At 44.4% G+C, this 13,345-nt stretch carries 21 protein-coding genes and 2 riboswitches; of the genes, 6 read left to right on the top strand and 15 right to left on the bottom strand.

Going from position 1 to position 13,345, the window contains the following annotated elements; genetic code table 11:
- Positions 1–3: 3 nt before the first annotated feature.
- Together ICN13_RS06450 and ICN13_RS06445 are read left to right on the top strand one after the other, a co-directional pair.
- Positions 4–741, top strand: a complete 738-nt coding sequence (locus tag ICN13_RS06450) for a pseudouridine synthase (protein WP_216139588.1) — start codon at positions 4–6, stop codon at positions 739–741.
- A 116-nt stretch (positions 742–857) separates the two neighbouring features.
- Complete coding sequence (locus ICN13_RS06445) at positions 858–2,426, top strand: peptide chain release factor 3 (protein ID WP_370622969.1); 1,569 nt, start codon at positions 858–860, stop codon at positions 2,424–2,426.
- On the opposite strand, the gene ICN13_RS06440 is transcribed toward ICN13_RS06445, so the two are convergent.
- Together ICN13_RS06440 and ICN13_RS06435 are read right to left on the bottom strand one after the other, a co-directional pair.
- Positions 2,427–2,672: a hypothetical protein gene (locus ICN13_RS06440; protein ID WP_216139587.1), complete on the bottom strand. Its 246-nt coding sequence runs from the start codon at positions 2,670–2,672 to the stop codon at positions 2,427–2,429.
- 30 nt (positions 2,673–2,702) lie between these two features.
- Positions 2,703–2,927: a DUF2798 domain-containing protein gene (locus ICN13_RS06435; protein ID WP_216139586.1), complete on the bottom strand. Its 225-nt coding sequence runs from the start codon at positions 2,925–2,927 to the stop codon at positions 2,703–2,705.
- Between the two features lie 169 nt (positions 2,928–3,096).
- On the opposite strand from ICN13_RS06435, the gene ICN13_RS06430 reads away from it, so the two are divergent.
- A complete protein-coding gene (locus ICN13_RS06430) occupies positions 3,097–3,234 on the top strand; it encodes a hypothetical protein (RefSeq protein ID WP_216139585.1) in 138 nt (45 codons plus the stop codon).
- A gap of 51 nt (positions 3,235–3,285) precedes the next feature.
- Here the strand turns inward: ICN13_RS06430 and ICN13_RS06425 are convergent, their stop codons facing one another.
- Positions 3,286–4,158 (bottom strand): DMT family transporter, encoded by an 873-nt coding sequence (locus ICN13_RS06425; RefSeq protein ID WP_216139584.1) that lies wholly within the window; start codon positions 4,156–4,158, stop codon positions 3,286–3,288.
- A gap of 91 nt (positions 4,159–4,249) precedes the next feature.
- Here ICN13_RS06425 and ICN13_RS06420 point away from each other — a divergent pair, with 91 nt between their 5' ends.
- Positions 4,250–4,894, top strand: coding sequence for a histidine phosphatase family protein (locus ICN13_RS06420; RefSeq protein WP_216139583.1), 645 nt, complete (start codon positions 4,250–4,252; stop codon positions 4,892–4,894).
- 61 nt (positions 4,895–4,955) lie between these two features.
- Here the strand turns inward: ICN13_RS06420 and ICN13_RS06415 are convergent, their stop codons facing one another.
- Positions 4,956–5,147, bottom strand: coding sequence for a hypothetical protein (locus ICN13_RS06415; protein ID WP_216139582.1), 192 nt, complete (start codon positions 5,145–5,147; stop codon positions 4,956–4,958).
- A gap of 56 nt (positions 5,148–5,203) precedes the next feature.
- On the opposite strand from ICN13_RS06415, the gene ICN13_RS06410 reads away from it, so the two are divergent.
- On the top strand, positions 5,204–5,347 hold the full coding sequence (locus ICN13_RS06410; RefSeq protein ID WP_216139581.1) for a hypothetical protein: 144 nt from the start codon (positions 5,204–5,206) through the stop codon (positions 5,345–5,347).
- Positions 5,321–5,424, bottom strand: a riboswitch (glycine riboswitch). Its footprint overlaps the gene before it by 27 nt.
- Positions 5,425–5,427: 3 nt before the next feature.
- Positions 5,428–5,518, bottom strand: a riboswitch (glycine riboswitch).
- A gap of 50 nt (positions 5,519–5,568) precedes the next feature.
- Here the strand turns inward: ICN13_RS06410 and ICN13_RS06405 are convergent.
- The 11 genes from ICN13_RS06405 to ICN13_RS06355 form a co-directional block, all read right to left on the bottom strand.
- Positions 5,569–6,306: a sulfite exporter TauE/SafE family protein gene (locus tag ICN13_RS06405; protein ID WP_216139580.1), complete on the bottom strand. Its 738-nt coding sequence runs from the start codon at positions 6,304–6,306 to the stop codon at positions 5,569–5,571.
- Complete coding sequence (locus ICN13_RS06400) at positions 6,306–6,701, bottom strand: VOC family protein (protein WP_216139579.1); 396 nt, start codon at positions 6,699–6,701, stop codon at positions 6,306–6,308. The genes ICN13_RS06405 and ICN13_RS06400 overlap by 1 nt, the downstream gene beginning before the upstream one ends.
- A 10-nt stretch (positions 6,702–6,711) precedes the next feature.
- Complete coding sequence (locus ICN13_RS06395) at positions 6,712–8,013, bottom strand: lipase family protein (protein ID WP_216139578.1); 1,302 nt, start codon at positions 8,011–8,013, stop codon at positions 6,712–6,714.
- 35 nt (positions 8,014–8,048) lie between these two features.
- Positions 8,049–8,603, bottom strand: coding sequence for a peroxiredoxin (locus ICN13_RS06390; RefSeq protein WP_216139577.1), 555 nt, complete (start codon positions 8,601–8,603; stop codon positions 8,049–8,051).
- 13 nt (positions 8,604–8,616) lie between these two features.
- On the bottom strand, positions 8,617–9,120 hold the full coding sequence (locus ICN13_RS06385; RefSeq protein WP_255534068.1) for a histidine phosphatase family protein: 504 nt from the start codon (positions 9,118–9,120) through the stop codon (positions 8,617–8,619).
- 226 nt (positions 9,121–9,346) lie between these two features.
- Positions 9,347–9,550 carry a hypothetical protein gene (locus tag ICN13_RS06380; protein ID WP_216139575.1) on the bottom strand — a complete coding sequence of 68 codons (204 nt, stop codon included), beginning with the start codon at positions 9,548–9,550 and terminating at the stop codon, positions 9,347–9,349.
- A gap of 159 nt (positions 9,551–9,709) precedes the next feature.
- Positions 9,710–10,099 carry a tautomerase family protein gene (locus ICN13_RS06375; RefSeq protein ID WP_216139574.1) on the bottom strand — a complete coding sequence of 130 codons (390 nt, stop codon included), beginning with the start codon at positions 10,097–10,099 and terminating at the stop codon, positions 9,710–9,712.
- Positions 10,100–10,117: 18 nt separating this feature from the next.
- Positions 10,118–10,516 carry an MAPEG family protein gene (locus ICN13_RS06370; RefSeq protein ID WP_216139573.1) on the bottom strand — a complete coding sequence of 133 codons (399 nt, stop codon included), beginning with the start codon at positions 10,514–10,516 and terminating at the stop codon, positions 10,118–10,120.
- Positions 10,517–10,526: 10 nt separating this feature from the next.
- On the bottom strand, positions 10,527–11,210 hold the full coding sequence (locus ICN13_RS06365) for a haloacid dehalogenase type II (RefSeq protein ID WP_216139572.1): 684 nt from the start codon (positions 11,208–11,210) through the stop codon (positions 10,527–10,529).
- 80 nt (positions 11,211–11,290) lie between these two features.
- A complete protein-coding gene (locus ICN13_RS06360) occupies positions 11,291–11,698 on the bottom strand; it encodes a cupin domain-containing protein (protein ID WP_216139571.1) in 408 nt (135 codons plus the stop codon).
- A gap of 68 nt (positions 11,699–11,766) precedes the next feature.
- The gene (locus tag ICN13_RS06355; RefSeq protein WP_255534067.1) at positions 11,767–12,675 is read right to left on the bottom strand and encodes a DMT family transporter; all 909 of its coding nucleotides are present in this window, start codon (positions 12,673–12,675) and stop codon (positions 11,767–11,769) included.
- A 108-nt stretch (positions 12,676–12,783) separates the two neighbouring features.
- Here ICN13_RS06355 and ICN13_RS06350 point away from each other — a divergent pair, with 108 nt between their 5' ends.
- The gene (locus ICN13_RS06350) at positions 12,784–13,191 is read left to right on the top strand and encodes a GNAT family N-acetyltransferase (RefSeq protein WP_216139569.1); all 408 of its coding nucleotides are present in this window, start codon (positions 12,784–12,786) and stop codon (positions 13,189–13,191) included.
- Positions 13,192–13,345: the final 154 nt, after the last annotated feature.

Genomic DNA, 13,345 nt, shown 5'->3' with positions numbered 1-13,345 from the left:
GGCATGGAAGAAAAAGTACGCGTATCGAAGCTGTTATCTGAATTAGGACTATGCTCACGTCGCGAGGCAGACTCCTATATTGAGCAAGGCCTTGTAACCGTTGACGGCGAAGTAGTAAACGAACTTGGCGTACGCGCTTATCGGCATCAAAAAATCGAATTACAGTCTGGTGCTAAGGCGCAACAGGCATCTCGCATTACTGTCATCCTCAATAAACCTGTTGGATACATCTCTCACTATGACGATGAGCAAGAGTATCAACCTGCAGCTTCTTTGATCACTCCTGAGAACTATTTTGCTAGCCCACTTGATAAAGGCCGCAATCCCCGCTTCAATACAAAAGGCTTGGCGCCGGCCGGTAGGCTGGATATTGACTCCACCGGGTTGCTGGTGCTGACCCAAGATGGTCGGATTGCGAAGTTGTTAATTGGTGAAAATAGCCCAATTGAAAAAGAATATTTAGTTCGCGTTGAGGGGGCCCTCTCTTTCGAAGATTTGGATCGGTTGAAACACGGCCTATCTTTAGATGGCGTTGCTCTTAAACCGGCACAAGTCAGCTGGCAAAATGAAGATCAATTACGCTTTGTATTGCGTGAAGGCCGCAAGCGGCAAATCCGCAGAATGTGTGAAATGGTTGGCCTCAAGGTCATCGGCCTCAAACGCGTCAGAATGGGTCGAATTTCTCTTGGCCCACTGCCACCGGGTCAATGGCGATTTGTAAGGCCCGAAGAGCAATTTTAGATAGGCCCACGCGCTTATAATTGCGTCCAAACTAGATTACTAAGCGCAGAATTACCATCGATACCACCACCTCCAGCACTCCCGCCGCAGAAGTATTACGACGTCGCAGCTTTGCCATCATTTCTCACCCAGATGCTGGCAAGACTACGCTTACTGAAAAGCTATTGCTTTACGCCGGAGCAATTCAAATTGCCGGCAGCGTAAAGGCGCGTAAAGCCAGTCGACACGCTACCTCTGACTGGATGGAAATTGAAAAGCAACGTGGTATTTCCGTCGCCAGCTCAGTGATGCAAATGGAGTATCGCGACTGCATCATTAATCTCTTAGATACACCAGGGCACCAAGATTTTTCTGAAGATACTTACCGCGTTTTAACCGCGGTAGATTCTGCCTTGATGGTGATTGATGCGGCTAACGGCGTCGAATCACAAACCTTACGCCTGCTTGGAGTATGTCGCGCTCGCAATACGCCAATTGTCACCTTCATCAATAAGATGGATCGAGAAGTAAAGCCGCCCATGGAATTAATGGATGAGATTGAAACTGCTTTGGGCATTGAAGTAGTTCCCTTTACTTGGCCGGTTGGCATGGGCAAATCTTTTGCAGGCGTAATTGATATTGCCAATATGCGCATGCGCATGTTTAAAGCAGGTGAAGATCGCGTCACAGAAGACTCGCATGCTGTTGTGGATGTCAATGATCCTGCACTTAAAGCGCGTCTCGGAACTGATTTAGAAAATGCACTGGCAGAAGTAGAGCTCATTAAGGAGGCAATGCCGGCCTTTGATCGTGAAGCCTTTCTGGCGGGCCGACAGTCCCCGGTATTCTTTGGCTCAGCAATTAACAATTTCGGTGTACGCGAAATCTTAAATACCTTGGTTGAATTAGCGCCATCTCCAGGATCACGTAAAGCACTGCAACGTGAAGTGAGTCCTGCTGAAAATAAATTCTCTGCCGTAGTATTTAAGATTCAAGCAAATATGGATCCAGCACACCGAGATAGAGTTGCATTCTTACGAATCTGCTCTGGGCACTTTCAACGTGGTATGAAACTGAAGATCTGCCGCAACAACAAAGAAGTACGCACCAATAATGCCTTGTCTTTTCTTTCACAAAGACGCGATATTTTGGATGAAGCATTTCCTGGCGATATTATTGGCCTACCAAATCATGGTTTATTACGCCTGGGCGATACGCTAACCGAAGGTGAGCAGTTGCAATTTACGGGCTTACCATTTTTTGCCCCTGAAATTTTTCGCATGGTTGAGTCAGCCGACCCCTTGCGGTCTAAGCAATTAAGAACTGGCCTCATGCAACTCGGTGAAGAGGGTGCTATTCAGGTCTTTCGGCCTATGGCCGGCGGTACGATGCTCTTGGGCGCCTTTGGTCAACTGCAGTTTGAGGTTGTCAGTCATCGTCTGCAAACGGAGTATGGCGCTGAAGTGCGTCTACTACCTGCACGCTATAGCTTGGCTCGCTGGGTTAGCTCAGATGATCCTGTCGCACTGAAAAAATTTACCCAAGAAAACATTCATCGCATGGCAGAAGATGTGGTCGGCGCATCGGTGTTTCTGGCTTCGCATAAGTCAGAGCTTGACGTCGCACAACAGCGCTGGGAATCCATTCAATTCCATGCTCTTAGAGAGCATGCGGGTCTCATTTATCAATCTGATTTGGCTGGTTGATTATTGGCTTCTAACCTGAGGGCCCTTGCAGTCAAAAACGGCAACGAGTTGAGTGTCGCTGTTTCTAAAGGTGGCAGTTTTTCCATATTGTGCGCAGTAGTTACTAGCTTTTTGGGTTAGCTGCTCAATAGACTCACCGCTACTATTTAAAAAAGTAACGTGATTAGAATCGGACGCATCTGTATAGACTGCTGCGCAAGCGCTCAATAAAGTTAAACAAAATAATCCGGAGATATAGCTCTTCATAAAGGTATTCCTTGTTATTAACTGCTCACCCTATTTAATCTTCTTCACAATTTTTTCAGTAAGCTTACTGGCAAACGGCTTATAAATCAGAATACAAACAATGGCGATAGGATAAGCCACCAACCAAACTTCCAGCCATATAGAAAAAAAATTTTCTATAGCCCCAATACGCACAAAAGTAGCTGCAAGCGTGATGCTCAAAGACATCAAAAGGCCCATAACTAGAGCGAAGATGATGTTTGGAAGACTAATCATCCCCCAATCATAGCGCCTGAACTTTTAAGCTGTTATTCTGAACTGTGATCACTATTGTGCGCCCTAGATAGGGGGATCTCTTGAGCATCCCTCTCGAATTCATCATTTCATTAATCTAGGAAAATTCATGGCTGTAGGCCAAAATCAAAGAAACAGAAAAAACGACCCCATGCTCACCAAAACAGGCAAGCCGCGCCTTGGGCCATTAAACGCTACTCAACTCAATAAATTACTTGAGGCCAGCAATAAGCCAAAAGAAAAAAGTAAGATTTTGCGAGCGATTAGCAAACATGCTGTTGTTGCATAAAAACTAAGCCCCGTTTTAACGGGGCTTTTTTCATGAAGTAGCAGAAAGAGTTTATGCCCTCCTAACCAACATTCTCTTTCCTAAAATCACAGTGGAAACTACCAAGACAGCGAATACCAAATTCATCATTGTGAGTGAATCCCCCAGCAAAACGCTTGCAGCAATCAGCGTACAAAAGGGTTGTATTAGCTGCACCTGGCTAACACGTGCAATCCCGCCAACCGCAAGTCCTTCGTACCAAAAGAAGAAGCCAATAAACATTGGAAATAAACTAAGATAAATAAAACTAGTCCAGGCAATAGGGCTAGCATCGAAATATTGCGCATTAAATGTGACATAGCTCATCAAGATATTGATAGGCAATGAAATTACGAGCGCCCAAGAAATCACGGCGCGAGGATTCATCTTTTTAGATAGCTCGCCACCCTCTACATAGCCTACGCAAGCACAAATACCGCCTAGCACCAATAAGCCGTCTATGTATGTAAAGCTTCCAGAGCTTTTTAGCAGGGCATACACCACCACCAAGGCTGCCCCCAATAGAGAAACTAGCCAAAAACCTAGGGATGGACGCTCCTTAAAACGAATCACGCCAATAACGGTTGTAGCCAAAGGCATCATGCCCAAAATGACTGCGCCATGAGAAGAAGATCCCTCAGCCATGGCAACGGTAGTGAAAACTGGAAAACCAAAAACGACTCCTAAAGCAATCACTATGAATTTAGTGAAATCCACCCTGGTTGGCATGGGCTCTTGTTTATAAATCAGGTAAGCCAAGGCAACTGTCGCTGCGAGCGTAGCTCTACCAAATGCGATGAAATAAGGATCAAAGCTGAGGACTGCAATTTTGCTTACAGGCAAAGTCAAACTAAAAATTAGAATGCCAATAAAACCGATGAGCATTCCCTTGGTTTCTTTATTCACTATCGCCCTTTTTGTGTATGAAGCCATTGTATTAAGAAAATTGTGCGAAGACTCGGGCTCTCAAGAATTCATTAGCCCTTATTATTACTAAATGACTAATACTCGATTTTGCTTAGTGCGCCATGGAGAAACTGATTGGAATGCCGAGCGCCGCCTTCAAGGCCATACCGATATTCATTTGAATACTCGTGGCATCGCTCAAGCAGCGCAGATGGCCAAGGCCCTTAAAAGTATTGATTTTCAATTTGATGTTCTCTACACCAGCGATTTGGAGAGGGCAAAGCAAACAGCTAAAGCAATTGAAGCCCTCTATTCAGTTTCTGCCACTAGCCATAGCGCATTGAAAGAGCGTCATCTTGGCGCCCTCCAGGGACTGACTATCAGCGAAGCTCCGGCCTTAGAGCCAGAGCTTTGGCAAGCCCACCTTAGAAGAGATATTCACGAAGAATTGCGTGGCGGCGAAAGTATCCTGCAATTTGCAAACCGTATCAAAGTTGCCCTTGAAGAAATTCAGGAAAAGCATGCTGGCAAAACAATTCTGCTAGTCAGCCATGGTGGAGCTCTAGACATGATGTATCGAATAGCGAGTAATCAAGCCTTAGATGCCGAGAGAGTGGTGGCGGTTCCAAATGCATCCTTAAATTGGATTAGCCATGATGGCTCTAACTGGAAAGTGGATAACTGGGCTGACACCAGCCATCTGAACAGCTTGGCATTAGATAACCTAGACCTATAGGTGTATCCATACAAAGATTGCTAGTAAATAAGCCACCAAAAGGTGGCTTATTTACAGTGGATCACTTCGCTGCTTGTACTTTATTTTGATCTGATGCGCAAAAATCAACAATGACATCCGCAAAATTTAAATAGCGAGAATTGCTCTTTCTAAATTGATCAATTTCTGCAGCAAGCGGTGAAGCTACGCCCTTAAAACCAGCATCTTCATATCCGGGGTGATATGGTGCCTCTTCAACAAATTTGTTTGTCATACATTAACCTTATTCAATCAGTGCCCAAAGCGATAGCGCTAATAAGCAATATAGGAATGGATCTGCATCTGCAGACCATGGGTAAATTTGCTACTGAATTATTTGCAAAGGTTTTGCATAAAGACTCTCCCAAGGCGGCCCATCAACTACATAGCAATGCCATGCAGATGGATGCCGCTCCCCCTGTCCTTGATACCTGAGAGATTCACACTAAGCCTAGCTTAGTACTTGCTCCTTCGGTGCACCATCAAAATGGTGGCTCTCCAGACGGCTGTTTAGGATAAGCAGTACCTTCCTGTGGGATACCTGAGCGTTCATGGGAGTTTGCGCCTTCGGTGGAGGGTTGCCCCTCACTCTCCTGCTTCCCAAAATTATATCCTGACGCCCTCGATTAAGGGACTAGTGATTTATACCAATGCCTTTAGAAAGACATCGCCAGGATGGAGACTCCTGAAATCAGCATGACGAGCTCCATTAGCAATAAAAACTTCTTTTCAGGCAATGCCAAAACAATTCTTTTGGAAAAGATTGAGCCAACCAATACACAACTGCCAATCAAAAGGCCCTGAATAATTGCCGTTGTATTTAAAAATCCGAGCTGATGAAAAGTAATGCCCTTAGTAAATAGAATTGATAGGGTGCTGGCAGCCTCAGTGCCTAAGTAGGCCCCCTTTGTTAAACCAAAGGCCAAGAAGAATGGGGTATTGATTGCGCCCGTCGTTGCTACTATGCCAGTGAGGTAACCAATTACAGCCCCCACCAAACTCATTTGCCATAACTTTAGATAAAAATTCTGTTTACGCATCCACCTACGAATTGGGATCAGCAAAATCAGAAACAGTCCAAGGGTAATCTCAACGAGTCGATCATTTAGAGTCACTAAAGTATTTACGCCCAATATCACTGCAGGTATTGCAGTGATGCTATAGACAAAGCACACTTTCCAATTAATGACACTCCACCACAAAAAAATGCGCGAGAGATTTGCGACTGTGGCAACAAGTGCAATCACTGGAATTGCTTGAATTGGCCCATAAAAATATACTAGAGCCGGCATCAGGATAATCGTAGTGCCAAACCCAATCACCCCGCCCAAAACCCCGGCGCCAAGGCCCAGAGTCCCGAGGACAAGGGCCTGGAGGAGCAGATCTTGAGCCATCAAGAAAGTAGCTCGCTAATCTCAATCAAATTTTGATCAGGGTCACGAACATAAACCGAATTTATTTTCGCAGCTGCTCCAGTGCGAACGACGGGTCCCTCGATAATAGGCCAGGCCTCTTTCTCCAATTGCTTGATCACTTGGGCAAGAGGTATATCGGCAATAAAGCAAAGATCTAAAGCTCCTGGAGTTGGAATATTTGCCTTAGGCTCAAACTCTTTACCCTTGATGTGTAAATTAATCTTTTGATTGCCAAACTTAAAAGCTTTGCGCTCTACTGGTGGGGAGCCCCCAATGAATGACTCTAACTGCATACCCAATACACGCGTATAAAAATCAATACACTCAGCCTCTTTCGCAGTAGTCAAAACAAGATGGTCTAAATGATCAATCATCGCATTGCTCTTAATTTTGTGGGCAAGCATTTGCCATGGTTTTTCCGGCAATGCGATCTTTTACCCAAGGCAGATATAAGGGTGCGGCAGAGCCCGGCGTAGAAAAGTGAGTTTGTTCTCCTGGCAATTGAACTCTGCTAATGTTGCCGCCTAACTTGCACATCTGCTTTTGATAAAGCTCACCCATCACAGGAGGCACAACCGTATCTTTCGTACCCCAATAGATAACAACGGGGGCTACTGGCTTGACTGGATTAACACTTCCCTTCAAAAATGCTTGCGCCCATGCCAGAGTATTTTGCACCTTTGGCTTTAAAAGATTTTTATACCCAGCCCCATAGGCATAGCTCAAAGTATCGGCTGATGCATGAAGACATTTGTTGGAATAAATTTTGTCGATGACTTTTGCACCATCGTCTGTTAACAAATCAGTTAACTTGAGGTTCGGAAACGCCGCCTGAGTGCCCCATAGAGTCATTGAAAAATGTGCAAAGTTAAATACATTGTCTGAAAAGCTGGCGCTTAACTCGCTGATCATTTTTTCGGATATTACCTGATCAAGCTTGGCCCCAGGCATTGTGACTGCTACGTCATAAGGGGCCAAAGCCACAAAGCCTACTGGCTGGATATCGTCGAATGCAGTGCCTTTTTTAGAGATGTAATCTGGCATGCTAGCAGCAGCAATCGTAGTGCCACCGCCCTGGGACCAACCATAAATGATTGCCTTTTTGCCGGCGCCGGTTTCTTGCATTGAACCAACTGCTCTAATTGAATCAATCGTATCTTTTGCTTGCGTAATGGCTACCGCGTACTGATGCTTGCCGCCGCCCCCTAGACCTTGATAGTCAGTACCAACCACTACATAACCTTCTTTAATAAAAGTCTCTAAGTTTGGAAGCCCGTAGTCAGTCCACGAATTTCCGTCCAATAAGAAATATTCATTTAAAGAAACTGCAGGATTAGTCAGTTGAGATGGGCCACAGCTTTGCGCAGTTCCCGTAGTGCCATGTGCCCATGCCATAACAGGCCTTCCATCTGAGGGAGCCTTACCGGTAGGGGCTACAACTAGAGCAGTAGAAATGGTTTTTCTATCGCCTACGTCTGAAGAAATATAAGCAATGCGCCACGCCTGCGCACCAGGCACTGCGGTTGATATTTGCTCTTTTTTAATGACCTGCCCCAACTTACCGTCTGGACTCATTTTGCTCACAGCTTGATAGAAGGGCGGTGTTGATGGCTCTGCGTGGGCAATGCCAAAACTTGAGCTAAATAAAATAGACAGAAAAGCGACTTTGGATAAAGCTTGTTTCATTGCGAGCTACCCCTATGCGTATAGACAACACTATTCTAGTGACTCTTTAAATACTCCAACACCCAGGCTGCATCACTATCACTCGGAAAAATTGGATAGTGAACAGCCTCAATGACGCCATCATGAGCGATCAAAGTAACTCGTTTCAGCAAAGTCATGCCGGCGCTTACAAAAGTTGGCATGTTTAGCGCCTTCTGAAACGCATAGCTCACATCACTAACCACTGGAAACGGCAAATGCAATCTATCGGCCATCTCTTTTTGATATTCCGTCGTTTGAACGCTTAACCCTAGCACCTGAGCACCTAGTGATTGCAGTTCTTGATAGTGATCCCTGTATGAACAACTTTGTGGTGTGCAGCCGCGAGCACCAGGAATCTGGTCCCAGCCATCGGGCAAAGCTACATTAGGCCGACCGGTCATTGGATAACAATAAATAACCAGCTTTTGCTTGATATTGCCAAGATTGATCATCTGGCCGTTAGTAGCTTTCAGCACGACATGGGGGAGCTTCATTCCCTTTAAATGGTCCGTAGCTCCATCGTCTTGGGGAATAGGAAGATCAGCAGGGAGCTCGTTAATGTTTGTCAAATTGCGCTACCTCTCAAACCTTGGGGCTTAGATAAATTGTATGAGAAAGATATTCCCCATTTTTATTCACCTTCACCAATACCATGTCGCCCACTCCAACGACTTTCCCGGTGTAGGCCTGAATATTGACATGATGCGTTACTAGAATAAGTGGTGTCTTGGATTGCTTTGCCAATTCATTTTTAATAAACACTTCTAGTGCTTTAGTTTGGCTCTTTTCTAAGCTCATATCATCAAAAAATGATCCGAGTGATGGTTCAATTTTTACTGAGCCCTTGTTCAGAAGGCTGGCCGTGTCCAAACATCTGCACCAAGGACTGCTAAATACTTCTGCCTTTTGAATGCCTTGGTTGCTCAGCCACACCCCAATTGCTCTGGATTGCTTCTTTCCATAATCGCCCAAGTTACGCTGAGTCGAGCACTGGCTAATTACATAACCTGCCGGATCGCCATACCCGGGAGCGTCTGCGTGCCGCATCAGCAAGACATGTTGGCCATCTTGCAAATCATTTGCCAAAGAAGCTGCGGCTTGCCCAGCAACACAAAAACAACTCAGCAAAAAAATGAGGGGTGTGATTATTCGCAGAATAAAAGTCATAAATTGAAGATATTGAGCACTAAGAAGACCATCCTAATCGACATTCAATATTCCTGTCGAGCCAAATGAAAAAACCACCCGAAGGTGGCTTTAGTAATTTTGCTGGGCAAGACGGGATAAGACGGAGCCTAAAAGTACTCGTCTTTTATTTATTAGACTTAATAGCAAAAGATAACCAGCCAAGAAAAATACTGATCAATATCGACACCATCAATTTTGGAGCATTCGAAAGCGTCTCACCTGTAGGCAGGATCAAATTAAGCACAACCGCAATGCTGACGACCATCCCGAAAAAACCAGCGTATTTTGAAATTGCATCTTTTATATCGTGTGTTGTAGGCAAAAACATATCGTCTATCCTTTCAGTAATAAGGCTCAAGAGATCACAACAGATTAGACATTACATCTGAGTCCGAAAACGGTCAATACTCATCATGAAATGGCCTCCTAAGGCGCTTATTTGAGCTCTTGCCAGCCCCGGGCAGAATCTACTAGAGGGGCTGAGTTTCTATTCTTTTGGTGCATATTGCATCTCACCATTGCCAAATGACCAGTTTTCTTTATTCACCTCAATCAAATTGATAACGATGTCCTGGGGTCTGACTTTGAGCTTTTCAACTAAGCCCTCACAAATAAATTTATAAAACTTTTTCTTCATCTCGGTATTTCTGCCCTCATTTAAGGTGATCTGGATAAAGATAATGTCTTCCGAATACTCAATGCCCAGATAACTTTTAGGCATAACAAGCTCGGAGCTTTCGTGCTTAGTAATAACTTGAAACTTGTCATCTTTAGGCACATTAATATGTGCTGTCATCACCTCATAAACAATCTCACCCACTTGTTGGGCAAAACCTTCTGGATGTTTTTTACTTAAATCAATGCGTACAAGTGGCATAAGACTTCCTTTATTTTTCTAGACAATCAATTGATATAGAGACCAAGCTAAATTCAGGATAACTAAAGCGATTAATGTATTGAAGGTGAGCTTCATTCCCATTACACGCTTGCTGAAATTAGGAGGGGGCTCATTGATTCCGACGGCATGAATCAAGCGCCCAACAATCAGTGTGATGCCAGGGATGAGGACTAGCCACCAAGGAGCACCGTTTAATTCCAAACAGGCAATCAAAATGATCCCGAAAGGAACATACTCAACAAAATTACCTTGTGCACGAATTGCCCTCTCAAGGTCATCGTGACCACCACTTCCCAGTCCAACTTTGTTCTTTCTTCTAAGGCCTATGACGGCAAAAGAGAGTTTGATAAAGATGATGGTCAGCAGAGAAGCAATGATTGAGGTTACTAATAGCATCGGCATTTCCTTATATGACTTCCAATACTTTACTTAACGAACTTCCCTCGTAGTTTGGTTTATCACCAATCTCCTCAAAAGGATGGCCAAGGCGATTAACCCAAAATACATCAAAGCCATACCACTTGGCCGCTAGGGCATCCCAAGCATTGCTGGACACAAATAGAATTTCTTCTTTCTTTGCTGGGAATGCTTTTAACAAAAGCTCATAGGCTTGGGGGGCAGTTTTAAATAAACGCACCTCTTCAACTGTTACCACTTTGTCTAAGTAAGGCTTTAAACCATTGCTATCTACTACAGTGGCAAGCATCTCTCTACTACCATTAGACAAAATGGCTGTAGAGACGCCTTTTTCTTTAATGGCTTTAAGAACGGTCAAGCTATCCTCAAAGCCAGTGAGCTTGGCATATTGATCCATGAGTTGTCGCTCATATTCTGGAGTGAGATTTAAGCTCATGCGCTTACACACATAATGTAATGAGCGAATGGTTAACTCCCAAAAAGGTAGGTAGTGTTTACTTCCCATTGGGCTGGGGTCGCTCATAGTGACAAGGCGAGTGTAGTCAATTTGGCGATCACGCCACATCAAGGCAAATGCTTGTCCCTCACCAGGAAACAACTCTTCAGCCAATTGCCCCATTGAGTACACATCAAATAATGTTCCATAGGCATCAAATGCGATGAGCTTGTACATACTGCCTTTTACTTTTTGTCTTAGCTTTTCTTCGTGACCCGCGGCAGAATTGACGAGGATTGAAGATTTCTGATTAAGTTTTATTTAGCAGGGGCAGAAGTAGGCTTACCTTTTTCCAAAATTACTGTTGCCAATAATTTGGTGCTTCCTTTGGCCGTATTCTTTGCGGCATGCACTTTACCACCCTCAATAATGAAACCATCGCCCTCTTTCAAAGAGGCCATGGGCTTTCCTTCGACCATTAAATCTGCAGAACCTTCTAATACATATCCCACTAACTCACCGGGATGGGTGTGGGGAACTTCGACAGCGCCAGCTGGAAACTCAACAATCTGCAAGGTGACCTCTCTGCCCGTACTACCCACATCTGATTTTTGAAGTACTGTACGCTTTGGTCGCAACTCTTCAGCCTGCGACTGCGCGAACGCAAAATTGGCGATAAAAAAACTAATCGATAAACCTAAGCCAAGCCATTTTGCTACTTTCATTTTCACCCCTTATTGAGTCAATGTGGATATCCTACTGTAAAACAATTCAATTTGTGGATAGGCTGGCTCTATTTTTTATTAACCAGCGAAACGCCTAAGACTGCGATAAGGCCCCCAATCACCATTGACATTAATATCGGCTCGCCTAGCAATGCTGCCGAAAATAGCACACCAAATGCCGGAACCAAATTGGTAAAGATTGCTGTGCGTGATGGCCCTACCGTTTGAATGCCTTGGTAATACCAAATAAACGCCAGTACGGTACCAAAAGCGCCCAAGTAAAAAACTGAAGTCCATACACGCCAATCTAGAAGCATCCAATCAATATCTTTGAGCTCGCCAACAGCGCCAATGCTTAAAAATACAAAGCCCCATAAAGTGCCGTAAGTAGTTGCAACAATAGGGGAAAGCGTCTCTAAGGCCTTACGTGATATTAATGTGTAAGTAGCCCAACTAAAAACAGCGCCAAGCATCATTAATTCGCCCAACCCCAGTGATTGACTGATATTGGCGATGCCCCCAATTAAATCACCGCGTGTAATCACAACGATGGCGCCAATAAGCGCGACTATGATGCCAACCCAACGACGCATACCGAGCCTCTCGCTAAAAATGAGGCCAGCCAAAACGGCTGTCACGATGGGAGTAAGGCTTACAAATAAAGATGTGCGCCCCGCTGGCACTCTTGCCAATGCGCCAAAAAAACAGATGTTGTAAATAAAAATACCTGTAAAACCTAAAAGGGCAGTTAGCAATATTTGCTCGCGATTTAAGCGGGGCAGCTTTCCTTCCATTTTTACTGCAACAATGACTAACAATATTGAAGCAACAAAGAATCTGCCAAATGCTGCGGTCATTAATGGCAAAGACTGGGCCAAAACCCTTCCCGCGATAAAAGTTCCACCCCACAATGCAGCAACCATAACCAGCTTGAATGCCAACAAGGGCGTCATCACTGAAAGATTGACTGTTTTCATTTTCGAAGAATACATTAGGCTGAGTCGATCGGGGCTTAGACTGCCTATTCCTTGATTTACTTTTTTATAGGGCCTCTATAGACTGGTATTTTTATTAAATGCAAAACAATGTCAATTACCTATTCGAGTTCAACCAAAATCTCCGCTGATCAGGCAATTAATTTATACATTAGGTCGACGCTTGGTGAAAGACGCCCCATTCATAATCGGCAAGCATTTGAGAATATGTTTCAGCACGCCAATCTGATAGTTTCGGCATGGGATGAGGATAAGTTAGTTGGGATTTCTAGAACGCTGACCGATTTCTCTTATGTTGCTTATCTATCAGACTTGGCGGTAGATGTTCAATACCAAAAGCAGGGCATTGGAAAACAATTGATTGAACAAACTAAATTACATCTTGAGGAAGGCTGTATGTTGGTTTTGCTCGCCGCTCCAAAGGCAAGAGAATATTATGGGCCTCTTGGTTTTGAACAACACCCAAGTGCCTGGACCCTTAAGAAGGCTTCGAAATAAAAATAGCCCAACAAGTGGGCTATTGAGTGTACGACTCGACACATAGTTAACACTTTATACCGGACACATACTTTACAGTTTTTGGCATAGGAGGGACCACTCTATGCCGTGGAATGAAAGTACGAAGATGGATGAAAAGCTCAAATTTGTGTCG

It is taken from the genome of Polynucleobacter sp. MWH-Berg-3C6 (genome assembly GCF_018881855.1).
GTDB lineage: Bacteria > Pseudomonadota > Gammaproteobacteria > Burkholderiales > Burkholderiaceae > Polynucleobacter.
Note: the sequence above shows the minus strand (reverse complement) of the source record. Positions and strands in the feature narration are given on the sequence as shown.